Below are 23133 nucleotides of genomic sequence, written 5' to 3' on the forward strand. Positions count from 1 at the left end.
GTCTGCGGCTCGTGCGCTCTCAAGGTTTACGCCTGCGGCCTGTGCACCCCCGAGGTTCGCGGCCCGGCTCGATTCTGGACTGACGGAGCGGGGGAGCGAAGCGGAGGAGCGGAGGAGGGAAGAATCGAGCCACAGGGGCCGCGAACCCGCGACGCCGGAGGCGGCGCCAATTAACGCAGCGGGGAGTCCGTGACCGGTGGCAACCCCCGTTCCGGCAATTCGGCGAGCAGCTCGGTGGTGGCCGCGGCGACGGCCGCGACCGCCTTGTCGAAGGCCGGTTTGGTGGTGGACGACAGGCCGGACAGGCCACCGACCTTGCGCACGTATTCCTGTGCGGCCGCGTATATTTCCTGCTCGGTCGCAGGGGGCTCGAGCCCACGCAGGACGGTGATGTTTCCACTCATGGCCAGAGATTAGCGCTCGGTACCGGACCGCGACAGGGCAAGAATGTACTGATGTGAAAATTGTGTGTTGCGCTTGCCGGCTACTTCGCGGGCGCGTCGTGGCGAACACGCGACGCCGGAGGCAGCGCAATTCCGCGCGGTGGGACACAATCGGAGGCATGGCTGCCCGCGACGTGCCGACGCTGACCACCTTTCCCTACGAGGAGCTGGACCGGCGCGAGGAAGATCACTGGTCCGGTGCGCAGGTTTCCGACGACGAGTTGCGCGCTCTGTCGCTGGGCGCGTTCTACTCTGCGCGCTGGGACGCCTTCCACGACGCGCTGCTGCTCGGCCCGGAGCGCGAACATCCGATGGGCGACCGCCGCGAACTGGCCATCGACACGCTGACCGGCGCGTGGGGCATCACCGACGGCACCGAGGCGATGGCCTCGATGGAGCAGCTGCTCGACGGCATGCACTCCCCGCTGTACGCGCTGGTGCACCCGCTGGTGTCCACGGCGATCAATTCGCCCGAACGGGATCGTTTCGGTGAGCGGGCCGATCGGCACCGCGCTTTTCTGCGGCAGGTGGGCGCGTTTCGCGGGATGGACAATCCCGAGGCGCTGGTGCGCGATTACGACATCTGGTCGCAGGCGATCAAGCTGGGCCTCATCGATCATCTGGTGCAGCCGCTGCCGGCCGATATCGAGGCGTGGGATCTGGCCCGGGTGGTGGCGGTGGCGCGGATGGCGTTCACGGCCGGATATCTCGACGCGGATGTCGCCTGGGATTACGTGATGCGGGCGTTGCCGTCGGCGCAGCGGCGCTATCGCAATTGGCGTCAGTTCGGTGATTCGTTCATTACCGGCTGGACCTACTGGCAGGCGTGCGAGGATCTGGCCGAGCTGAAATCCGGCGGGGTCGATCGGCGCCTGGAACTGGTCCGCCTGTGGTTGCGGCCGACCAGCCCCTGGCGTCGAATCTCGTTGCAGTCCACCGACGAATGAGCCCTATCGCCCGAATTTCCGGCGCGGTCGGGGCGGCGCTCAGTCGGGGAGGGAACGGTCAGTCGGGGAGGGAGCGGAGGATACCGCGGCCGTAGCGCTGGAACTGCGCGTCGTCGACCATGCCGAGCGAATGCCGCTCCACCAGCAGCTCCCACTCCGAATACAGTTGCGCCACACCGGGATCCGGCGGCGCGATGGCGCCGTCGGCGGCCTCGCGCTGGATCGCGAAGGTGAGCGCGCCGACCACCCGGTCGGTATCGGCGCGGTCGTATCCGGTGAAGCGCAGCGTGGTGTTGCCGTCGGTCACCTCGATGCCGTACTCGCCGGTGTGGCCCGGGTCGTCGGTCAGCCGCGCCGACAGCAGCGCCTGAACGGGCATCTCGTAGGCGGTGCGGTTACCGGCCGCGGTCGAGACGAACAGCATGCGGGTGGTGGTGACCGCGAGCAGTCCCCGCCCGCGCCCGGCCGGTGGTTCCGCCCCGGCCAGCGCCGCTTCCAGTGCGAACTCCTCGGGGGTGACCAGTTTGTGTAAGTCCGCGATGGCCGCGCGGGCCTCGCGCCGCGGCGCCATCCGGCGGACCGCCCGGTCCACGTCGGCCCGGATCGGACCGGCCTTGCCCCACGTGGGGGCGGGCGGGGTGAGGTCGGGCACGGACATATCGATGCGCTGCGTCGCCACGATCTGGGCGTTGATCCGCTCCACGATCACGGTGGCGGCCGGCACGTCGTGCTCGGCGATCAGCACCGGCAGCGGGGTGCGGTCGGCCGGTATGCCGGTCAGCAGCGAGGTGGGGTATCGCAGGTAGATCTCGATGACGACGGCGTCGTCGCTGCGCCGGTTCAGCCGGACCTTGAGCAGATCGGAGATCGGCACGTCGAGCACGCGCTCGCCGTCGGTCCCGCCGGGGCGCAGCACCTGCAGGCGCCCGCCGCCGTGACGCAGAATCGCTGTGGGTGTCCGTAGCTCGACTATGTCCATACCCCCTGCGCTCTTGTTGTGTCGTGCCTCACAATAGGTCGTACATGCCATGATTGTTGCCACTCGGGAAGACACTCACCGGTGTCCACCCGACAAGGCCGGGAACCACCTGCGTTCTCCGACCGTTCATCAGTTGAACTGCATCAGCTGCCGAACTGCGCGATGTAACGAGTAGACCGTACGCGGTAACGTGGCTTGTCCGCATCCGTTCCGCCGGACCCGGCCGGGATTCGGAACGGTTACGGAACGCCCGTATGCATCGTAGGCACGCACCCGGATACACCGGAAAGGACTGGCCAGCCGGCCGACGCTCTATGAACCGCAAGACAGTGTTTCGCAACCTGGCCATAGTCGCGGGCATCCTGCTCGTGATCTATCTGGTCAGCTACTTCAGCAACGACACGCGCGGCTGGAAGAACGTCGATACCTCGGTGGCGCTCACCCAACTGCAGGACAAGCCCAACGTCAAGCAGGTCCAGATCGATGACAAGGAACAGCAGCTGCGCATCACCCTGAACAAGGGCACCGATGCGACCGGCGGCGAGACCCAGATCATCGCCAAGTACCCCGGCGGCAGCGAGGTCTCCTCGCAGATCCTGAAGGACGTGCAGGCCTCGGGCGCGCCGTACAACACGAGCGTCAAACAGGACAGCTGGTTCACCCAGATCCTGCTGTTCGTGCTGCCGATGGTGATCCTGCTCGGCCTGTTCGTCTTCGTGATGGCCCGCATGCAGGGCGGTGGCCGCGGCGGCATGATGGGCTTCGGCAAATCGAAGGCCAAACAGCTGTCCAAGGACATGCCCAAGACCACGTTCGCGGATGTGGCCGGCGCCGACGAGGCCGTGGAAGAGCTCTACGAGATCAAAGACTTCCTCCAGAATCCGGCCCGCTACCAGGCGCTGGGCGCCAAGATCCCCAAGGGTGTGCTGCTGTACGGACCGCCCGGCACCGGTAAGACGCTGCTGGCGCGCGCCGTGGCGGGCGAGGCCGGGGTGCCGTTCTTCACCATCTCCGGTTCGGATTTCGTGGAGATGTTCGTCGGTGTCGGCGCGTCGCGCGTGCGAGATCTGTTCGATCAGGCCAAGCAGAACAGCCCCTGCATCATCTTCGTCGACGAGATCGACGCGGTCGGGCGGCAGCGCGGCGCGGGCCTCGGCGGCGGTCACGACGAGCGCGAGCAGACGCTGAACCAGTTGCTGGTGGAGATGGACGGCTTCGGCGACCGCACCGGTGTGATCATCATCGCGGCCACCAACCGGCCCGACATCCTGGATCCGGCGCTGCTGCGTCCGGGCCGGTTCGACCGTCAGATCCCGGTCTCGAATCCGGATCTGGCCGGGCGTCGCGCCATTCTGCGGGTGCACTCGCAGGGCAAGCCGATCGCTCCCGACGCCGACCTGGACGGTCTGGCCAAGCGCACCGTGGGCATGTCCGGCGCCGACCTCGCCAATGTCATCAACGAGGCCGCGCTGCTGACCGCCCGCGAGCACGGCAATGTGATCACCGGGCCCGCGCTGGAGGAATCGGTCGATCGCGTGATCGGCGGACCGCGCCGTAAGAGCCGCATCATCAGCGAGCACGAGAAGAAGATCACCGCGTATCACGAGGGCGGCCACACCCTGGCCGCGTGGGCGATGCCCGACATCGAGCCGGTCTACAAGGTGACGATCCTGGCCCGCGGCCGCACCGGCGGCCACGCCATGACCGTGCCCGAGGACGACAAGGGCCTGATGACCCGCTCGGAGATGATCGCCCGGCTGGTGATGGCGATGGGCGGCCGCGCGGCCGAGGAACTGGTGTTCCACGAGCCGACCACCGGCGCCTCCTCCGACATCGACCAGGCCACCAAGATCGCCCGCGCGATGGTGACCGAGTACGGCATGAGCGCGCGGCTGGGCGCGGTGCGCTACGGCCAGGAGCAGGGCGACCCGTTCCTGGGCCGCACCATGGGCACGGCCTCGGACTATTCGCACGAGGTCGCCCGCGAGATCGACGAGGAGGTGCGCAACCTCATCGAGGCCGCGCACACCGAGGCGTGGGCGATCCTCAACGACTACCGCGACGAACTCGACGCCCTGGCCACCGCCCTGCTCGAACGAGAAACGTTGCACCGCAAGGATCTCGAACAGGTCCTGAGCACGGTCGACAAGCGCCCGCGCATCACCGCGTTCAACGACTTCGGCGAGCGCGTCCCGTCGGACCGGCCGCCGGTGAAGACCCCGCGCGAGCTGGCCGCCGAGCGCGGCGAGCCGTGGCCGGACGAGCAGGAGCAGGCGGTGCGCCGGGCCGCGGCCCAGCCGGTGCCCGCCAACGGCTATCCGCCGGAGCGTGCGGCGGCCCCGCAGCCGGGCTATCGGCCCGCGCCCCAGCCCGGCGGTTACCCGCAGCCCGGCGGCGGTGCGCCCGCGTACCCGCGGCAGGGCGGCGGCACGCACGGCTCGCGGCCGGACTACGGCGCCCCGGCGGGCTGGTCGGCGCCCGGCTGGCCGCCGCAGGAGGATGCCCACCCGGATCGCCCGCAGGGCTCCGGCGCCACGGGTTACGGCGGCGGTTCGCAGCAGGGCGGCGGCTGGGCGCCCGCGGGCGGTCAGCGCTACGGCCGTCCCGGCTGGAACCAGCCCGGTGATCAGGAGGGCTCGGGTTACCAGCGGCCCAACGGCGAGAGCGAGAGCGGCGATTGGGACGGACCGAACGGCCGGCACTGATCTTCGGTGATTAGGCTCGATAACCGGGATGCCGAGGAATTACCGGTGTCCCGGTCGTGTTCGAGGCTGGAGGGCCGTGTCCCGCGCAGTCGGGCGCGACATGTTCTCGAGTTGTGGAGGTGTCCCCGAGTGTCGGTCAGCAACCGTGCCGTAGCGGAGTCCGACGCGTTGTCGGCGAATTCCGCGGGCGCCGAGGATACCGCCACCGTGGCGTTGGCCACGGGCCGACCGTTCGACCAGGATCGTGCCGAGGCGGCGGTCCGGGAATTGCTGATCGCCGTCGGCGAGGATCCGGACCGGCCGGGCCTGGCCGAGACTCCCGCCCGGGTGGCGCGGGCTTATCGCGAGATGTTCGCGGGCCTTTACACCGAGCCGGACGCGGTGCTGAACACCACCTTCGACGAAGGTCATCAGGAACTGGTGCTGGTGCGCGACATCCCGCTCTACTCCACCTGCGAACACCATCTGGTCTCGTTCCACGGTGTCGCGCACGTCGGCTACATCCCCGGCCCGCACGGCCGGGTCACCGGGCTATCGAAATTGGCCCGGCTGGTGGATCTGTACGCCAAGCGTCCGCAGGTGCAGGAACGGCTCACCAGCCAGATCGCCGACGCCGTGATGCGCAAGCTGGACCCGCGCGGGGCGATCGTGGTGGTCGAGGCCGAGCACCTGTGCATGGCGATGCGTGGCATCCGCAAGCCGGGCGCCAGCACCACCACCTCCGCGGTGCGCGGCCTGCTGCAGACCAGCGCGTCCTCGCGCGCCGAGGCCCTCGATCTGATCCTGCGGAAGTGAGCGGGCGTGTGGTGTCGGAACTGACGCAGCTCATCACTCCGCGCGGGGGACGCTCCTGTGTGGTGATGGGCGTCGTCAACGTCACCAGCGACTCGTTCTCCGACGGCGGCCGCTACCTGGATCCGGAACTGGCGATCGCGCACGGCGTGCGGCTGTTCGAGGCGGGCGCCGACATCATCGACGTGGGCGGGGAATCGACGCGTCCCGGCGCGGTCCGGATCGACCCGCGGATCGAAGCGGACCGGGTGACGCCGGTGATCCGGGGCCTGGTCGAGGCCGGGGTGCCGACCAGCGTGGACACCATGCGGGCGAGCGTGGCCGAGGCGGCGATCGCGGCCGGTGTGTCGGTGGTCAACGACGTGTCGGGCGGGCGAGCCGACGCCGACATGGTCAAGGTGGTAGCGGCGGCCGGGGTGCCGTGGATCCTCATGCACTGGCGAGCCGGGGCGGACTACCGGCACACCGGCCCGGCCGAGCAGTACGGTGACGTGGTCGCCGAGGTGCTCGCGGAACTGGCCATCCAGGTGGATCTGGCGATGGCGGCGGGCGTGCACCCGAGTCGGCTGGTGCTGGATCCGGGCCTGGGTTTCGCCAAGAACGCCGGGCACGATTGGGCCCTGCTGGGCGCGCTGCCCGAACTCACCGCCCAGGGCCTGCCGGTGCTGATCGGGGCCTCCCGCAAGCGTTTTCTCGGCAGGCTGCTGGCCGACGGCGAGACGCCGCGCCCGCCCGCCGGCCGCGAGGTGGCGACGGCGACCGTCTCGGCGCTGGCGGCGCTGCACGGCGCCTGGGGTGTGCGGGTACACGACGTGCGAGCCTCACTGGACGCGATCGCGGTGACCGACGCCTGGCAGCGCGCCGCCGGCGAGCGGCGGGGGAACAACACAGAGCAGTCCGAGACGATCGACGGCACGAGGGAGTAATCCGCTGAGTACCGACCGCATCGAATTGCGCGGGCTGCGCGCCTTCGGTCATCACGGCTGCTTCGACTTCGAGCGCCGCGACGGCCAGGAGTTCGTCGTCGATATCACCCTGTGGCTGGACTTCGCCGCCGCGGCGGCCTCCGACGACCTCGACGCCACGGTCGACTACGGCGCGCTCGCCGGACGCGCGGTGGCGATCGTGCGGGGCGAACCACGCAATCTCATCGAGACGGTGGCCTCGGAGATCGCCGACGACATCATGGCCGATCCGCGCGTCGCCGCCGCGGAAGTGGTGCTGCACAAGCCGTCCGCGCCGATCCCGCACACCTTCGCCGACGTCCGGGTCGTCGCGACCCGGCGGCGCGAGGCGGTGGCATGACCCGGGCGGTGCTGTCCATCGGCTCGAATCTGGGCGACCGGCAGGCACACCTGCGCGGCGTGGCCGACGCGTTCGCGCCGTGGGCGGTCGCGGTGTCGTCGGTCTATATGACCGCGCCGTGGGGCCCGGTGCCGCAGGGCGATTACCTGAACGCGATTGTCGTGGTGGACGATCCGGCCGCGACGCCGCGGGACTGGCTGCGTCGTGGTCAGGAACTGGAGCAGGCCGCCGGGCGGGTACGCGAGGTGCGCTGGGGCGCACGGACACTCGACGTCGACGTGATCTGGTGCGGGGAGCGCCGCGACGGTGAGCTGCGACCGGTGCGCAGCGCCGATCCGGAACTGACGCTGCCGCACCCGCAGGCGCACAATCGCGCGTTCGTACTGGTGCCGTGGCTCGAGGCGGACCCGGAGGCGGTGCTCGAGGTGGACGGCGTGGCGCGGCCGGTGCGGGACCTGCTGGCGGGGTTGTCCCCCGCCGAACGAGAAGGGGTGCGGCGCACCGACCTTCGACTCCGGCCGGTGATCTCGTGAACGTCATGAAGCCGACCAAGCTGCTCGACCTGACCGCGAACGTGCTGATCGCGGCGGCCGTCGCATGGGCCGCCACGCGCTGGGCGTACTCCAGTTTCCCGCCGATCAGCGTGATCGCCGGGGCCTCGCTGTATCCGGTGGCGGCGCTGGAGGCGGTGCTGGCCTTCATGATTCGAACGCGGGTGCACGACCAGCGCATCGGCGACGGTCCCAAACAGCTGCATCCGATCACGGCCGCGCGGGCGGTCGCGCTGGCGAAGGCCTCGGCGCAGGTGGGCTCGCTGGCCGCCGGGGTCTGGCTGGGTTTCCTCATCTGGGTGTTCCCGCAGCGGTCGACGCTGCGTGCCGCGGCCGCGGACACCCCCGGCGCCATCGTGGGCCTGATCGCGGGTGTGGCGCTGGTGGCGGCGGCACTGTGGCTGGAGTATTGCTGTCGCGCCCCGAGTGATCCGCCGGACGAGCCAGCAACTTCATAGCAATCATTCCGAAAGAAATCACCGGCCGGGCTGGCAGCCGTCGTCGGCCATCCGAGCTACCCTGACGGGCATGGTTTCGCCCGCCCGTAGCAGTACTTCCCGCCGATGGCGGGCAGTCGCGGGAAAATTCGTCGTCGCTGTATTGATTTCGCTCGGTCTGATTGCCAGTGTTTTCCTGAGTTTCAGTAACAGCCTGCAACTGACCCGCATCGGTCTGGTCGCAGCCCTGTGGACTGCGGCGATCGGTGTACTGGCGGCCAGCAGGTACCGCCGGGAGTCGGCCGTGGACCGGGTCAAGATGCGTGACCTGCACACGGTGTACGAGTTACAACTGCGGCGCGAGATTGCCGCCCGGCACGAATACGAACTCGGTGTCGAGTCCCGGGTCCGCGCGGAGGTCGGCGCCGAGGCGGCGGAAATGGCGGCGTTGCGCGCCGAGTTGGCGGTGCTGCGGGAAAGCCTGCAACGGTTGTTCGACGGCGACCTGCCGGTCGAGCGCCCCGCATTGCGGGCCGATGTGGTGCGAGTTCCGGAATTGCCCGCGCGGTCGGCGAACGGTAGCTCGCCGGATACCGACACCTGGGATGCGTGGAGCGTGCCCGCCGTGCCGCGCGGTTCGGTCACCCCGGTCTTCGAGACGAGCCACCCCGAAGCGCCGCTGTTCGCCAGCCCCGACGACGACCCGGTGACCGCGGAGACCTCCGTCGTCTCGGCCGAGGCGGGTGCGGAACCGCGCGACACCTGGACCGCTTGGGAGCAGACCCCCGAGCCGAAGCCGGCCGACACCTGGACCGCCTGGTCGGAGACGCCCGAATCCGACTCGGCACCAAGCCGTTCCGAGCCGCCGGAGTCCACCCCGGTGAACGGCACCGAGCCGTACGGGCCCACGCCGGTCAACGGCACCGAGCCGCACGGGTCCGCGTCGCTCGGCGGCACCGAGCTGTACGGGTCCGCGTCGGTCGACGGCACCGAGCCGTCCGAGCCCACGTCCGTCAACGGCGCTGCACTACCCGACCGCGCGACCGAGGCCGAGCATCCCGGCCGGTCGTCCGACGGCCCGGACACCAACGGCGCCGCGGCGCCGCCACCGGAGAAAACCGAACAGGCCCGGCCACCGGCGAAGGCCCCCACCGCCATCGGCACCGCGGGCTCCCGTCGCCGCCGCCGCGCGGAGGCGGGGGACGGCGCGGCCGGCCACCAGCTGACGGTCGCCGAGATCATGGCCAACCTGCGGTCGGAGCAGAACAGCTCGAACTGATCGGCGCTGGTGGGGAACATCACCGGCCCCGGCCCTGTCCGCGCGTCCCGGCCCGGCCTATCCTCGGAACCGATAACGTCCGGTACCCGCACGGCGGGACTGGAACGACTTCGAGAGGACAATGGTGACCTCTGAATCTGCACGGCCCGACGAGGGCCGGAGTGTCTCAGGGAGTGACCCGGCGCCCGCACGACTGACGGTGGGAATCGTCTCGGCGGGACGCGTGGGATCGGCGCTCGGCGCGGCATTGGAGCGCGCCGGGCACGTCGTATTCGGGGTGTCCGCGATCTCGGACGCCTCCCGGCAGCGCGCCCGCGCGGCGCTGCCCGATTCGCGGATCCTGCCCGCCGAGGAGGTCGCCGCCCGCAGTGAACTGCTGGTCCTGGCGGTGCCCGACAGCGAGCTGGCCGGTCTGGTCGCCGGGCTGGCGGCGGCGCGGGTGGTGCGGCCCGGCACCATCGTCGCGCACACCTCCGGCGCGAACGGCATCGCGGTGTTGGCCCCGCTGACCGAACTCGGCGCCCGCCCACTGGCCATCCACCCGGCCATGACGTTCACGGGCCACGACGAGGACACCACCCGGCTCGGCAACGCCTGCTTCGGCATCACCGCCGCCGACGAGGTCGGCTACGCCATCGCGCAGTCGCTGGTGATCGAGATGGGCGGCGAGCCGGTGCGGGTGCTCGAGGAACACCGCACGCTCTACCACGCCGCCCTCGCGCACGGCAGCAACCACCTGGTCACACTGATCGTCGACGCCGTGGCCGCCCTGCGTGCCGCCCTCGACGGTCCCGGCCTGCTCGGCCAGCAACTGGTGGACGATCAGCCCAACGGGCTGGCCGAGCGCATGCTGGCGCCGCTGGCCTCGGCGGCCCTGGACAACGCGCTGCGGCGCGGGCAGTCGGCGCTGACCGGACCGGTGGCGCGCGGCGACACCGCCGCGGTCGCCGCCCACCTCGACGCCCTCACCGCCGTCGACGACCGCCTGGCCGCGGGCTACCGCGCGCTGTCGCTGCGCACCGCCGAGCGGGCGCGCACCGACCCCGCTCTGATCGATCTGCTGGAGGGACCTCGATGACCGATACGACGCGGCTGCAGGCCCTGCGCGGCAGCTATCGGCCCGGTCAGCTGACCGTGCTGCACGATCCCGAGACGCTGACCGCGGTGGCGGAGGCGCTGCGCTCGGTCGGGCGCAAGGTCGGGCTGGTGCCCACCATGGGCGCGCTGCACGAGGGCCACCTGCAACTGGTGCGGCAGGCCAAGCGGACCAACCAGGTCGTGATCGTCTCGATCTTCGTGAACCCCTTGCAGTTCGGCGCGGGTGAGGATCTCGACAGATATCCGCGCACCCTCGACGCCGACGTGGAGTTGCTGCGCGGCGAGGGCGTCGAGCTGGTCTTCGCACCCAGCGCCGCCGAGATGTATCCCGACGGCCCGCGCACCTCGGTGCATCCGGGCCCGCTCGGCGCCGAGTTGGAGGGCGCCGCCCGCCCGACCCACTTCGCGGGCGTACTGACCGTCGTGGCGAAACTGCTGCAGATCGCCCGTCCGCATGAGGCGTTCTTCGGGGAGAAGGACTACCAGCAGCTCGCCCTGATCCGACAGTTGGTGCGGGACTTGAACTTCGGCGTGCGGATCGTGCCCGTCGCGACGGTCCGCGAGGCCGACGGGCTGGCCATGTCCTCGCGCAACCGGTACCTCGCGCCGGAACATCGCGAGCTGGCCACCACCCTGTCCGCGGCGCTGGCCGCCGGACGGCACGCCGGCGGCCTCGGTCCCGACGCGGTGCTCGCCGCGGCCCGCGGCGTCCTGGCCGGGGCGCCCGGCCTGGACGTGGACTACCTGGAACTACGCCGCGCGGACCTGGCGCCGCTGACCGAGCCCGCCCCGCCCGACTGGAGCGGCAACGCCCGCCTGCTGGTCGCGGCCCGGCTCGGCGCCACCCGCCTGATCGACAACATGGCCGTCACCCTCCCGACCTCGCTGGACGGCCACCCCACGACCCCGAATGCCCAGCCTGCCCAGGCGAACTCGTAGGAAGGCCGACGACGATGTTGCGCACCATGATGAAGTCCAAGATCCACCGCGCCACGGTGACCCACGCCGACCTGCACTACGTCGGCTCGGTGACCGTCGACCCGGACCTGATGGACGCCGCCGATCTGCTCGAGGGCGAGCAGGTCTGCATCGTCGACATCGACAACGGCGCCCGGCTGGAGACCTATGTGATCGCGGGTCAGCGCGGTTCCGGCGTGATCGGAATCAACGGCGCCGCAGCGCATCTCGTGCATCCGGGCGACCTGGTGATCTTGATCGCCTACGGGATGATGGACGAGGCCGAGCTGCGTGAGTACGCGCCGCGGGTGGTGTTCGTGGACGAACGCAACCGCCCGGTGGAGCTCGGTGCGGATCCGGCGCACGCGCCGGCCGGTTCCGGCCTGTCCTCGCCGCGCTCGCTGACACCCGCGTAGGAGCTCCCGGATGCTGCTGACGATCGACGTCCGCAACACCAGCATCGAGATCGGGCTGTTCTCCGGTAGCGGCGAGCACGCGACGCTCGGCCAGACCTGGCGCATCCACACCAACCCGCTGCTCACCGCCGACGAATTCGCCATGCAGGTGCGCGGGCTGATCGGCGAGCAGGCCGAGCAGGTGGTCGGGGTGTCGGCGCTGTCGACGGTGCCGCCGGTGCTGCGTGAACTGCGCGAGATGCTGAGCCGCTACTGGAGCCACGTCCCGCACGTGCTGGTGGAACCCGGTGTGCGCACGGGCATTCCGCTGCTGGTGGACAATCCGAAGGAGGTCGGCGCCGACCGCATCGTGAACTGCCTGGCCGCCTACCACCGCTTCGACGCCCCGGCCATCGTGGTCGATTTCGGCACGGCCATCTGTGTGGATCTGGTGTCGGCCAAGGGCGAGTTCCTCGGCGGCGTCATCGCCCCCGGCGTGGAGATCGCGACCGAGGCGATCGTGGAGCGCACCGCGCTGCGCCGCGCCGAGCTGGCCCGGCCGCGCTCGGTGGTGGGCAAGAACAGCATGGAGTGCATTCAGTCCGGGGCGGTGTTCGGCTTCGCGGGCCTGGTCGACGGTCTGATCGACCGGATCCGCGACGAACTCGACGCCTTCTCCGGCGACGATGTCGTGGTGGTAGCCACCGGCCAGTCGGCGCCGCTGATCGTGCCCGAGTCCGAGACCATCGAACGCCACGAACCGCACCTCACGCTGGAGGGCCTGCGGGTGGTCTTCGAGCGCAACCTGCAGCGTCGGCGGTGAGAGCCCTCGGGGAATGAGGGCGCGCCCTCGAATGACGGTGGACGCGCCGGTGGTGTGGGGAATCCGACAACGCGTTTGCCCGCCGGGAACCTGCTGCTAGACTTCCCGACGTGTCTTACCGCGTGACCACCCAGGAGTGTTGTCGAGGCTGATTCGCCTCGGCTGATGTCGGGGCTTCGCATCCGTCCCCGGCCATCCCCACTTCTCCTGGAGTCTCGCTCATGCGGTCCTCTGCAGTTTCCTATTCCACCCGTACCCGCTCGGCCGCGCCCGTCGTCGCGCCCCGGTCCGCGGTGCGGCTCTCCGCCGACATCACCGACCGGCCGATCGTCTCGGCGCTGCCCACCCGGTTGCGCCCGGCCGATCTGCTGCGGCTCACCGACGAGGGCGCCGAGGACGTGCTGGCCGGTCGCTTCGACCATCTGCTCCCGGATGGTGGCGAGTGGCCCGTCGACAATCGCTGGGCCGTGCGGCTGCAGTCGGACGAGGAGGTCGATGTCTGGCTGATCAGCTGGGTCCCCGACCGCTCCACCGAATTGCACGACCACGCCGGCTCGCTGGGTGCGCTCACGGTCCTCAGCGGCGCCCTGACCGAGTTCCGCTGGAACGGTCGCGAATTACGCCGGCGCACGCTGTCGGCCGGCGATCAGGCCTCGTTCCCGCTCGGCTGGGTACACGACGTGGTGCGCGCGCCCGACGACTCGGCCGGGCCCGCCGAACCGTCGAATCCGACCCTGTCGGTGCACGCCTATTCGCCACCGCTCACCGCCATGTCCTACTACGAGGTCACCGGTCACGGCACGCTGCGGCGCAGCCGGACGGTCCTCACCGACCAGCCCGAAGGCGAACTGAAATGACCCGACCGACGCACGGGACCCGCGCGGATCGCAGCGGCATCGACCGCATGCTGGAGCACGCGCGCTCGCAGTTGCAGCGGATCTACGCGTTCGAATTGCCCGAGGCCGTCGCCCGGGGCGCACTGCTGGTCGATATCCGGCCGCAGGCCCAGCGGGTGAAGGAGGGCACGCTGCCCGGGGCCCTGGTGATCGAGCGCAATGTGCTGGAATGGCGGCTCGACCCGACCAGCTCCGCCCGGCTGGCGCTGGCCACCGACCACGACGTGGAATGGATCGTGGTGTGCTCGGAGGGCTACACCTCCAGCCTGGCCGCGGCCTCCCTGCAACAGCTGGGATTGCACCGCGCGACCGATCTGGTGGGCGGATATCAGGCGCTGAAGGCGACGGGATTGCTGTCGGTGGCGGCGGGCGCCCCGCACATCGCCCGAGAGGTCGTCGCGGTCGCGTCGGTGTAATTCCCGCGGATTGCGGACGAATTACGGCGCGGCACAGGTGTTTTCGATCGGCTGTCCGCTTCGTCACAATTTCGGAGGGGGCGCCGCGCGGGATCCGCGCACGGTCGTCCGGTCCGCGATCGATGCCGTTCTGCTACCGCGCGGCACTTGCCGGGCGGCGCGCAAAACGATTTCCGGCGCACGATAGGGTAGTGCGCTGTGAGCACCCCGAACACCCCTTCGTCCGGTAGCTCCGCGGGTTCGGCTCCTGCGGGGCAATCCCGTCCTGCCCCAGCGGAAGTCGACGTTCCGGAGCAGATGCGGATTCGCCGGGAGAAGCGGGAGCGGCTGCTCGCCGAGGGCGGTGAGGTCTATCCCGTAGTCGTGCCGCGCACACATACCCTGGCGCAAATTCGCGCCGCCTATCCCGACCTGGCGGCCGATACCGCCACCGGTACCCGGGTGGGCGTGGCCGGGCGCGTCATATTCATGCGCAATACCGGCAAACTGTGTTTTGCGACGCTGCAGGAGGGTGACGGTACCAAGCTGCAGGCGATGATCAGTCTGAACGGTGTCGGGGCGGACGCACTGGCGGCCTGGAAGGCCGATGTGGACCTCGGCGACTTCGTATTCGTGCACGGGGAGGTGATCTCCTCGCGTACCGGTGAATTGAGCGTCATGGCCGATTCCTGGTCGATGGCGGCCAAGGCGTTGCGGCCGCTGCCGGTGGCGCACAAGGAGTTGAGCGAGGAGTCGCGGGTCCGGCAGCGGTATGTCGATCTGATCGTGCGGCCGGAGGCGCGGGAAATGGCGCGCACCCGGGTGAAGGTGGTGCGCGCGCTGCGAAACGCATTGGAGCGCAGGGACTTTCTCGAGGTCGAGACGCCGATGCTGCAAACCCTGCACGGCGGCGCCGCGGCGCGCCCGTTCGTGACCCACTCCAATGCCCTCGATATGGACCTCTACCTGCGTATCGCGCCGGAGTTGTTCCTCAAGCGCTGCGTGGTCGGCGGTATCGAGCGGGTCTTCGAGATCAACCGCAACTTCCGTAACGAGGGCGCCGACTCCACGCATTCGCCGGAGTTCGCGATGCTGGAAACGTACGAGGCCTACGGCACCTATGACGATTCCGCGCGGATGGTGCGGGAATTGGTGCAGGAGGTGGCGCAGGAGGTCTTCGGAACCCAGGTCGTGACGCTGGCCGACGGCACCGAATACGATCTGAGCGGCGAGTGGAACACCGTCGAGATGTACCCCTCGCTGTCGGACGCGCTGGGCGTCGCGGTGACGCCGGAAACGACCGTCCCGGAATTGCTCGCGCTGGCCGATCGGGTGGGCCTGGAAATTCCGCCGGACAAGGGCTACGGTCACGGCAAACTCGTCGAGGAACTCTGGGAGCACACCTACGGCGACAAGCTGTACGCCCCGACTTTCGTACGCGACTTCCCCGTGGAGACATCCCCGCTGACTCGTCAGCATCGCGACAAGCCGGGCGTGACCGAGAAGTGGGATCTGTATGTCCGCGGCTTCGAGTTGGCCACGGGCTATTCCGAACTGGTGGATCCGGTGATTCAGCGCGAGCGCTTCATCGATCAGGCGAGATTGGCGGCGGCGGGTGACGACGAGGCCATGCGGCTGGACGAGGACTTCCTCGCGGCGATGGAACATGGTATGCCGCCGACAACGGGTACCGGTATGGGAATCGATCGGTTGCTGATGGCCTTGACCGGTCTGGGAATCCGGGAAACCATACTGTTCCCAATTGTGCGTCCGACTGCTCGCTGAGTCGTCGGATTCGAATGCCGAAGTCTCGTGTTGGAAATCTCCGAATTCGAGGTATTCTCAACTCGGGCATCGGCCTACTATGCGGGTCGCACGATTTCGAGAGGACGTTCATCTCATGGCAAAGAAGGTCACCGTTAGCCTGATCGACGATGTCGACGGTGAGTCCATCGCGGACGAGACCGTCGAGTTCGCGATCGACGGTGTGTCGTACGAGATCGACTTGTCCGCGGCAAATGCGGCAAAGCTGCGCGACGGGCTGGAGCAGTGGGTCACCAACGCACGTCGGGTGAGCGGACGGCGGCGGAGCAAGCCGGCGGGTGCGACCGCGGGTGCGACCAAGAGCAGGGTGTCGATGGACCGCGAGCAGAGTGCGGCAATTCGGGAATGGGCACGGCGCAAGGGCCACAAGGTCTCGGCGCGCGGACGTATCTCGGCCGACATTACCGAGGCATACAACAAGGAAGTCGGCCGTACCAACTAGCCGTAGCACCAGACTCGGCTACTCTTGCTGTTTTCACCGCTGCCGTCCGGAGGAATCGTGCGCCGTCCGGACGGCAGCGGTATTTTCATATCGTTTCCGCATGACCGATGGGCGGCGTTTGTCCTTCGATACGCGCCGCATGATCTTGCTCGGGTGGGGGCGGCGCGGCACCATGGAAACGTGCGAACGACGTCGCTGCCCGAGTGGAGAGTTGAGGGATCGGCGCAGTGACCGCATTTCACGAATCGTTCCTGCGATTCATCGACGACACGGGCCGGCAGCAGGAGTTCGCGCTTTCTCCCGATCTGCAGCGCGTCACCATCGGCCGTTCGCAGCAGGCCGATCTGACGCTGTCCTGGGACGCCGAGGTGTCGCGGCTGCACGCGTCGGTGGAGTACCTGGGGGCGCACTGGACGATCGTGGACGACGGCCTCTCCCGCAACGGCACGTTCGTCAACGGGGAACGACTGGTCGGCCGGCGACGCCTCTCGCCCGGCGATCGGATCCGGGTGGGCACCTCGCTGCTGGCGTTCCACGACTTCACCGGCGTCGCCGACGACGCCACCCGCACCTCCACCGGTTCGCTGCCCTCGCTGCGGTCGCTGACCGAGACCCAGCGATCGGTGCTGATCGCGCTGTGCCGCCCCTACAAGAACAACGCCGGGTTCGCGACGCCCGCACCGAACCAGCAGATCGCCGACGAGCTGTTCCTGAGCGTGGACGCGATCAAGACCCACATGCGCACGTTGTTCGCGAAGTTCGGGGTGGAGGATCTGCCGCAGAATCAGAAGCGGGTGCGGCTGGCGATGCTGGCCATGCAGAGCGGCATCATCTCCGAACGCGATCTGTGACCCGGTCGGATGGCGCTCGGCACTGTTCGCTCTGGGCGTACGTCCTGCAGAAACGTTCCTGGCAACGGTCGCGTTATGAGTGAATGAGGCGCGCTGTCGCCGGTTCGCAATAGGGTGGACGGACGACGGCCGTGACCCCCGCCAACTAGAGTGGGAGGCGGGGGAGTGCAACCCCAGGGCTTCATGGCAGGCTGGCGATCGGTCGACTGAAGCGCCGGACAGCCGTAGTAAGCGGAGCAGGAAGTGAGGGAGCGATGTTCGAGAGGTTCACCGACCGCGCGCGGCGGGTCGTTGTCCTGGCCCAGGAAGAGGCCAGGATGCTCAACCACAACTACATCGGCACCGAGCACATCCTGCTGGGCCTGATCCACGAGGGTGAGGGTGTCGCGGCGAAGTCTCTGGAATCCCTGGGCATTTCGCTGGAGGGTGTGCGCAGCCAGGTCGAGGAGATCATCGGGCAGGGCCAGCAGGCGCCGTCCGGTCACATCCCCTTCACGCCCCGTGCCAAGAAGGTGCTGGAGCTGAGCCTGCGCGAGGCGCTGCAACTCGGCCACAACTACATCGGCACCGAGCACATCCTGCTCGGCCTGATCCGCGAGGGCGAGGGCGTCGCCGCCCAGGTCCTGGTGAAGCTGGGCGCCGACCTGAACCGGGTGCGGCAGCAGGTCATCCAGCTGCTGTCCGGATACCAGGGCAAGGAGCCGGTGGAATCCGGCGCCCGCGGCGAGACCGGCACCCCCTCCACCTCCCTGGTGCTCGACCAGTTCGGCCGCAACCTGACGCAGGCCGCGCTGGAGGGCAAGCTGGACCCGGTCATCGGCCGCTCGAAGGAGATCGAGCGCGTCATGCAGGTGCTGTCCCGCCGCACCAAGAACAACCCGGTGCTGATCGGCGAGCCCGGTGTCGGCAAGACGGCCGTGGTCGAGGGCCTGGCGCAGGCCATCGTCAACGGCGAGGTCCCCGAGACGCTGAAGGACAAGCAGCTGTACACCCTCGACCTGGGTTCCCTGGTCGCGGGAAGCCGCTACCGCGGTGATTTCGAGGAGCGCCTGAAGAAGGTGCTCAAGGAGATCAACACCCGCGGCGACATCATCCTGTTCATCGACGAGCTGCACACGCTGGTCGGTGCCGGTGCCGCCGAGGGCGCGATCGACGCCGCCTCCATCCTCAAGCCGAAGCTGGCCCGCGGCGAGCTGCAGACCATCGGCGCCACCACCCTCGACGAGTACCGCAAGTACATCGAGAAGGACGCCGCCCTGGAGCGCCGCTTCCAGCCGGTGCAGGTGGGCGAGCCGACGGTCGAGCACACCATCAACATCCTCAAGGGCCTGCGCGACCGGTACGAGGCGCACCACCGGGTGTCCATCACCGACGGTGCCCTGGTCGCCGCCGCTACCCTCGCCGACCGCTACATCAACGACCGGTTCCTGCCGGACAAGGCGATCGACCTGATCGACGAGGCCGGCGCCCGGATGCGCATCCGCCGCATGACCGCACCGCCGGACCTGCGCGAATTCGACGACAAGATCGCCGAGGCGCGCCGGGAGAAGGAGTCCGCGATCGACGCGCAGGACTTCGAGAAGGCCGCGCGGCTGCGCGACAAGGAGAAGCAGCTGGTCGCCAAGCGCGCCGAGCGCGAGAAGCAGTGGCGCTCGGGCGATCTGGATGTCGTGGCCGAGGTCGACGACGAGCAGATCGCGGAGGTGCTGGCCAACTGGACCGGTATCCCGGTGTTCAAGCTCACCGAGGAGGAGACCACCCGTCTGCTCCGCATGGAGGACGAGCTGCACAAGCGGATCATCGGCCAGGAGGACGCGGTCAAGGCCGTGTCCAAGGCCATCCGCCGCACGCGTGCGGGCCTGAAGGACCCGAAGCGTCCGTCCGGTTCGTTCATCTTCGCCGGTCCGTCCGGTGTCGGTAAGACCGAGCTGTCCAAGGCGCTGGCGAACTTCCTGTTCGGCGACGACGACGCGCTCATCCAGATCGACATGGGCGAGTTCCACGACCGCTTCACCGCCTCGCGGCTGTTCGGTGCCCCTCCGGGCTACGTCGGCTACGAGGAGGGCGGCCAGCTCACCGAGAAGGTGCGCCGCAAGCCGTTCTCGGTCGTGCTGTTCGACGAGATCGAGAAGGCCCACCAGGAGATCTACAACACCCTGTTGCAGGTCCTCGAGGACGGCCGCCTCACCGACGGCCAGGGCCGCACGGTCGACTTCAAGAACACGGTGCTGATCTTCACCTCGAACCTCGGCACCTCGGATATCTCGAAGGCCGTGGGTCTGGGCTTCACCCAGTCCAACAGCGAGGGCTCGAACTACGAGCGGATGAAGCTCAAGGTCAACGACGAGCTGAAGAAGCACTTCCGGCCCGAGTTCCTCAACCGCATCGACGACGTGATCGTCTTCCACCAGCTCACCACCGAGCAGATCGTGGAGATGGTGGATCTGATGATCAGCCGCGTCGGCGTGCAGCTGAAGAACAAGGACATGGAGATGGAGCTGACCGACCGGGCCAAGAGCCTGCTCGCCAAGCGCGGCTTCGATCCGGTGCTCGGTGCGCGCCCGCTGCGTCGCACCATCCAGCGCGAGATCGAGGACCAGCTGTCGGAGAAGATCCTCTTCGGCGAGATCGGCGCGGGTCAGATCGTCTCGGTCGATGTCGAGGGCTGGGACGGCGAAGGCGCCGGCGAGGATGCCAAGTTCACCTTCACCGGTAGGGCCAAGCCGGCCAAGCCCGTGGCGGAGGACGAGCAGCCGGTCGAGGTGCTGGCCGGCGAGGCCTCCGCGTCCGGAGAGTAAGGCCGTTCGAGAGCCCCGCCGCACCAGGTTCGCCTGGGGCAGCGGGGCTTTCGCGTGTCGGCGGTCGATCTCACGGCCGCGCTCCGCCCGAAATTCGGTGGCGTGTTCGCGGCTGCTCGAGGCATCGTTCGAGCACACCGACGCGGAAGGAACGCATGCTCACCGAGGCGCAGATCGACAGTTTCATCGCGGACGGGTTCGTGCGGGTCGAACGGGCGTTTCCCCGGGAGGTCGCGGACGCGGGCCGGGAAATACTGTGGCGGGAGACCGGCTGCGATCCGGACGACCCGTCGAGTTGGACGCAGCCGGTGATCCGGCTCGGCGATCACGCCGAGGAGCCGTTCCGGCAGGCCGCGACCGCTCCGGCGCTGCGCGAGGCGTTCGACCAGCTGGTCGGGGCCGAGCGCTGGTGGCCGCGAATCAGTGTGGGCACCTTCCCCATTCGTTTCCCCAGCGAATACCCGCCCGCCGACGACGGCTGGCACATCGACGCGAGCTTCGCAGGTGATCCGCCACCGGCCGATCCGCTGCGGTGGCGGGTCAACCTGTGGTCCAAGGGCCGGGCGCTGCTGATGCTGTTCCTGTTCTCCGATGTCGGACCGGACGACGCCCCGACCCGCATCCGGGTCGGCTCGCACCTGCGCCTGCCCGGCGCCCTGCGGCCGCTGGGCGAAGACGGCGCCGCGGTGATCGACCTGGTCGACGTCTTCGCCTCCACCGAGGACCTGCCGCAGGTGACGGCGACCGGCAATGCCGGAGACGTCTACCTGTGCCACCCCTTCCTCGTGCACGCCGCGCAGCCCAACCGCGTAGGCCGTCCGAAGTTCATGGCCCAGCCGCCGCTGGTGCTGCGCGAGCCGTGCGTGCTCGACCGCCCCGACGATGCGTATTCGCCTGTGGAGCGGGCGATTCTGCGCGGATTGGGGATTTCCGCCGCCGATCGGCAGCGGTGATACTCCACGCGTTCGATTCGCGCCCGAGGTAACGAGTGCGCCGACCGCTGGCGCCTCGCCTTTCCTCCGGCTCAGCGCAGACGTTCGAGCACCGGGGCGAAGGCGCCCGCCAGGTCGCCCGGCACGATCAGCTCATCGATGCCGTACTTCTCGCGGCGGCGGTTCAGGATCTCCGCGGCTTCGCCGGGATCGGCGGGGAGTAGGCCGACGGCTCCGGCGGCACGCAACTCGGCCGCGCTGGGGACCTTCCAGTTACCCGGCCAGCGGGGCATCTCGTCGCCGATGCCGACCAGCTGGCTGGTGAAGGCGATCGGGCGGTCGGTGTGGTCGCGTACGCGCGCCACCGTGTCGGCCAGATCTGTCTCGGTGGCGTGTGGCAGCAGGGCGACGAGGACGCGATCCGCGATCTCGGCCGCGGCGGCCAGCATCTTCGGTCCGGAGGCGGCGATCACCACCGGGGGCGCCGGGGTCACCTCGGTGCGTACCGCCGCCACCGTGGCGACCAGATGCGCGCGCCGCTGCGCGGCCGAACCCCAGGGCAGGCCGAGCCGTTCGGTCTCCGGCCGGGCGTCCGGACGGCCGATGCCGATGCCCAGGTCGAATCGACCGTCGGAGAGCAGTTGCAGCGCGGCGGTCTCCCGCACGGTACCCGCCACGGGGCGCAGCGGGGCCGCGAGCACATTCGGGCGCAGGCGCAGCGTGCTGGTCACCGCGGCGGCGGCCGCGAGGGCGGGAAACGGGGACGGGGTGTGCAGCGTGTCCGGCAGCAGCAAGGTGTGGTAGCCCTGCTCCTGCGCGGTGCGTGCGGTGCGTACCCAGTCGGCCCCGGATCGCGGGACCCGCATGGTGGCGAATGTCATGGGCATGTGAACCTCCGTAGCTCGGAAAGTGTTCGGTGGCAACGGTTGAGACCCGGCATCACCGCCGCGCGCGCCGGGTGCGGCGCAGCACCTCCAACCTGGTCAGGTACTGGTCTTCGTCGATCTCGCCGCGAGCGAACGCCGAGCGCAGGGTGCCGATGCCGCGGTCGCGCCACCGGGCCCGCCGGGACACGAATACGATCGCGATCACGGTGAGCCAGAACAGGACCGGGAAGATCCAGAACAACGGCCAGGGGTGCGGGCCGCCGTCGTAGTGGTCGGCGAGGAAGGAAACGGCTTCGGGAGACGTGTAGATGTTCATGCCTCCCAGCCTCTTCCGATTCCGGGCCGCGGGCATCGGCGCGCGGGCGGTAACCGGCGTACGTATCGGTGCGTATACGCCGGGCGCTGACCGAACGACAGGAGTGCCCCCGACCCGTCGGCGGCGGCGAACTCGAACAACCGCACCAGATGGCCGTCGTTGACGCGCAGGTAGTCCAGGGCATCGTCGCCCCCTGCCAGATGTTCGGGTAGACGTTGTGCGCCGTCATCCGCTCCGGGTCGAGATAGTGGGCCAACTGGTCGAATGTGGTGCGCCGCAGCACCTTCGCGATCTGCCGGACCAGGTAGACCGGGGCGCCGACACGATCGGCCGCGGCGGGAGCCGGCCGCCTACTGCCAGCCCGGCCGGACCAGGCCCGACTCGTATGCCATCACGACCAGCTGGGTGCGGTCGCGGGCGTTGAGCTTCAACAGGATTCGGCTCACATGGGTGCGCGCGGTGGCGGGGCTCAGGAACAGCCGCTCGGCGATCTCGGCATTGGTGAGGCCCTCGGCGACCAAGGTCATCACCTCGCGTTCGCGCTCGGTGAGTTCGGACAGCTCGGCCGTCGGCGCGGGCTTCGCGCGGGTGGCGAACTCGGCGACCAGCCGCCGGGTGACGCTGGGAGACAGCAGCGCCTCGCCGTCGGCCACCACGCGCACCGCCTTCACCAGGTCGGCGGGCTCGGTGTGTTTGACGAGGAAACCCGTAGCACCGGAACGCATCGCCTCGAACACGTACTCGTCCAGCTCGAAGGTGGTGAGCACGACCACCTTCACCGCGGCCAGTGCCGGATCGCCCGCGATCTCGCGGGTGGCGGCCAACCCGTCGAGCACCGGCATCCGGATATCCATCAGCACCACATCGGGCCGCAACTCGCGGGTCATCCGCACGGCCTGCGCCCCGTTGTCCGCCTCCCCGGCCACCTCGATCCCGTCCTGCGCGTCCAGCAGCGCGACGAAACCGCCGCGCACCAGCGCCTGGTCGTCGGCCACCAGCACTCGGATGCTCACCGGACCTCCCGGTTCGAGGTGGACCGGTTCCTGCCGTCGGTGCGGTTGCCGGGATGGGGATACGGTGT

Annotated in this window: 24 protein-coding genes and 1 pseudogene; 19 read left to right on the forward strand and 6 right to left on the reverse strand. The window is 69.3% G+C overall.

The window, feature by feature from the left end; all coding sequences use genetic code 11:
- Window positions 1–170: 170 nt before the first annotated feature.
- Window positions 171–404, reverse strand: coding sequence for a DUF2277 domain-containing protein (locus NWFMUON74_RS02075; RefSeq protein ID WP_187686319.1), 234 nt, complete (start codon window positions 402–404; stop codon window positions 171–173).
- A gap of 158 nt (window positions 405–562) precedes the next feature.
- Here NWFMUON74_RS02075 and NWFMUON74_RS02080 point away from each other — a divergent pair, with 158 nt between their 5' ends.
- The gene (locus tag NWFMUON74_RS02080) at window positions 563–1390 is read left to right on the forward strand and encodes a DUF1266 domain-containing protein (protein ID WP_187686320.1); all 828 of its coding nucleotides are present in this window, start codon (window positions 563–565) and stop codon (window positions 1388–1390) included.
- Window positions 1391–1448: 58 nt separating this feature from the next.
- Here the strand turns inward: NWFMUON74_RS02080 and NWFMUON74_RS02085 are convergent, their stop codons facing one another.
- Window positions 1449–2369 (reverse strand): hypothetical protein, encoded by a 921-nt coding sequence (locus tag NWFMUON74_RS02085; RefSeq protein WP_187686321.1) that lies wholly within the window; start codon window positions 2367–2369, stop codon window positions 1449–1451.
- A gap of 314 nt (window positions 2370–2683) precedes the next feature.
- Here NWFMUON74_RS02085 and ftsH point away from each other — a divergent pair, with 314 nt between their 5' ends.
- The 18 genes from ftsH to NWFMUON74_RS02175 all read left to right on the forward strand — a co-directional run bounded on the left by ftsH (window position 2684) and on the right by NWFMUON74_RS02175 (window position 20870).
- The gene (gene ftsH / locus NWFMUON74_RS02090) at window positions 2684–5074 is read left to right on the forward strand and encodes an ATP-dependent zinc metalloprotease FtsH (protein ID WP_187686322.1); all 2391 of its coding nucleotides are present in this window, start codon (window positions 2684–2686) and stop codon (window positions 5072–5074) included.
- A 168-nt stretch (window positions 5075–5242) separates the two neighbouring features.
- Window positions 5243–5869, forward strand: coding sequence for a GTP cyclohydrolase I FolE (gene folE, locus NWFMUON74_RS02095; protein WP_187688868.1), 627 nt, complete (start codon window positions 5243–5245; stop codon window positions 5867–5869).
- Between the two features lie 20 nt (window positions 5870–5889).
- Window positions 5890–6792: a dihydropteroate synthase gene (gene folP / locus NWFMUON74_RS02100; protein ID WP_425300696.1), complete on the forward strand. Its 903-nt coding sequence runs from the start codon at window positions 5890–5892 to the stop codon at window positions 6790–6792.
- A 4-nt stretch (window positions 6793–6796) separates the two neighbouring features.
- Window positions 6797–7171 carry a dihydroneopterin aldolase gene (gene folB, locus NWFMUON74_RS02105; RefSeq protein WP_187688870.1) on the forward strand — a complete coding sequence of 125 codons (375 nt, stop codon included), beginning with the start codon at window positions 6797–6799 and terminating at the stop codon, window positions 7169–7171.
- Entirely contained in the window at window positions 7168–7704 is a 537-nt protein-coding gene (gene folK / locus NWFMUON74_RS02110) for a 2-amino-4-hydroxy-6-hydroxymethyldihydropteridine diphosphokinase (RefSeq protein WP_187686323.1), read from the forward strand. Before folB ends, folK begins: the two co-directional genes overlap by 4 nt.
- A 5-nt stretch (window positions 7705–7709) precedes the next feature.
- The gene (locus NWFMUON74_RS02115) at window positions 7710–8180 is read left to right on the forward strand and encodes a DUF3180 domain-containing protein (RefSeq protein ID WP_187686324.1); all 471 of its coding nucleotides are present in this window, start codon (window positions 7710–7712) and stop codon (window positions 8178–8180) included.
- 70 nt (window positions 8181–8250) lie between these two features.
- Entirely contained in the window at window positions 8251–9438 is a 1188-nt protein-coding gene (locus tag NWFMUON74_RS02120) for a DUF6779 domain-containing protein (protein WP_187686325.1), read from the forward strand.
- A gap of 121 nt (window positions 9439–9559) precedes the next feature.
- Complete coding sequence (locus tag NWFMUON74_RS02125; RefSeq protein WP_187686326.1) at window positions 9560–10516, forward strand: Rossmann-like and DUF2520 domain-containing protein; 957 nt, start codon at window positions 9560–9562, stop codon at window positions 10514–10516.
- On the forward strand, window positions 10513–11475 hold the full coding sequence (panC, locus tag NWFMUON74_RS02130; RefSeq protein WP_187686327.1) for a pantoate--beta-alanine ligase: 963 nt from the start codon (window positions 10513–10515) through the stop codon (window positions 11473–11475). Before NWFMUON74_RS02125 ends, panC begins: the two co-directional genes overlap by 4 nt.
- A gap of 14 nt (window positions 11476–11489) precedes the next feature.
- Window positions 11490–11909, forward strand: a complete 420-nt coding sequence (gene panD, locus NWFMUON74_RS02135) for an aspartate 1-decarboxylase (RefSeq protein WP_187686328.1) — start codon at window positions 11490–11492, stop codon at window positions 11907–11909.
- Window positions 11910–11919: 10 nt separating this feature from the next.
- Window positions 11920–12711, forward strand: coding sequence for a type III pantothenate kinase (locus NWFMUON74_RS02140; RefSeq protein ID WP_187686329.1), 792 nt, complete (start codon window positions 11920–11922; stop codon window positions 12709–12711).
- A 221-nt stretch (window positions 12712–12932) separates the two neighbouring features.
- Window positions 12933–13568 (forward strand): cysteine dioxygenase, encoded by a 636-nt coding sequence (locus tag NWFMUON74_RS02145; protein ID WP_187686330.1) that lies wholly within the window; start codon window positions 12933–12935, stop codon window positions 13566–13568.
- Window positions 13565–14023 (forward strand): rhodanese-like domain-containing protein, encoded by a 459-nt coding sequence (locus NWFMUON74_RS02150; protein WP_187686331.1) that lies wholly within the window; start codon window positions 13565–13567, stop codon window positions 14021–14023. Before NWFMUON74_RS02145 ends, NWFMUON74_RS02150 begins: the two co-directional genes overlap by 4 nt.
- Window positions 14024–14320: 297 nt before the next feature.
- Window positions 14321–15787 carry a lysine--tRNA ligase gene (lysS, locus tag NWFMUON74_RS02155; protein ID WP_187686332.1) on the forward strand — a complete coding sequence of 489 codons (1467 nt, stop codon included), beginning with the start codon at window positions 14321–14323 and terminating at the stop codon, window positions 15785–15787.
- Window positions 15788–15902: 115 nt separating this feature from the next.
- Window positions 15903–16268: a histone-like nucleoid-structuring protein Lsr2 gene (locus NWFMUON74_RS02160; protein ID WP_187686333.1), complete on the forward strand. Its 366-nt coding sequence runs from the start codon at window positions 15903–15905 to the stop codon at window positions 16266–16268.
- A gap of 227 nt (window positions 16269–16495) precedes the next feature.
- Window positions 16496–17119 (forward strand): FHA domain-containing protein, encoded by a 624-nt coding sequence (locus NWFMUON74_RS02165; protein WP_187686334.1) that lies wholly within the window; start codon window positions 16496–16498, stop codon window positions 17117–17119.
- 254 nt (window positions 17120–17373) lie between these two features.
- The gene (locus NWFMUON74_RS02170; RefSeq protein ID WP_187686335.1) at window positions 17374–19917 is read left to right on the forward strand and encodes an ATP-dependent Clp protease ATP-binding subunit; all 2544 of its coding nucleotides are present in this window, start codon (window positions 17374–17376) and stop codon (window positions 19915–19917) included.
- Between the two features lie 155 nt (window positions 19918–20072).
- Window positions 20073–20870 (forward strand): phytanoyl-CoA dioxygenase family protein, encoded by a 798-nt coding sequence (locus NWFMUON74_RS02175; RefSeq protein ID WP_187686336.1) that lies wholly within the window; start codon window positions 20073–20075, stop codon window positions 20868–20870.
- A 71-nt stretch (window positions 20871–20941) separates the two neighbouring features.
- Here NWFMUON74_RS02175 and NWFMUON74_RS02180 read toward each other — a convergent pair whose 3' ends face one another.
- From NWFMUON74_RS02180 to NWFMUON74_RS02195, 4 genes and pseudogenes are all read right to left on the reverse strand, one after another.
- Window positions 20942–21736, reverse strand: coding sequence for an LLM class flavin-dependent oxidoreductase (locus NWFMUON74_RS02180; protein ID WP_232110799.1), 795 nt, complete (start codon window positions 21734–21736; stop codon window positions 20942–20944).
- Window positions 21737–21788: 52 nt separating this feature from the next.
- On the reverse strand, window positions 21789–22052 hold the full coding sequence (locus tag NWFMUON74_RS35825) for an SHOCT domain-containing protein (protein ID WP_187686337.1): 264 nt from the start codon (window positions 22050–22052) through the stop codon (window positions 21789–21791).
- Window positions 22053–22254: 202 nt separating this feature from the next.
- Window positions 22255–22356, reverse strand: a pseudogene (locus tag NWFMUON74_RS36805) (DUF1877 family protein); the annotation flags it as partial.
- Window positions 22357–22402: 46 nt separating this feature from the next.
- Window positions 22403–23065: a response regulator transcription factor gene (locus tag NWFMUON74_RS02195; RefSeq protein ID WP_187686338.1), complete on the reverse strand. Its 663-nt coding sequence runs from the start codon at window positions 23063–23065 to the stop codon at window positions 22403–22405.
- Window positions 23066–23133 lie beyond the last annotated feature (68 nt).

It is taken from the genome of Nocardia wallacei, assembly GCF_014466955.1.
GTDB lineage: Bacteria > Actinomycetota > Actinomycetes > Mycobacteriales > Mycobacteriaceae > Nocardia > Nocardia wallacei.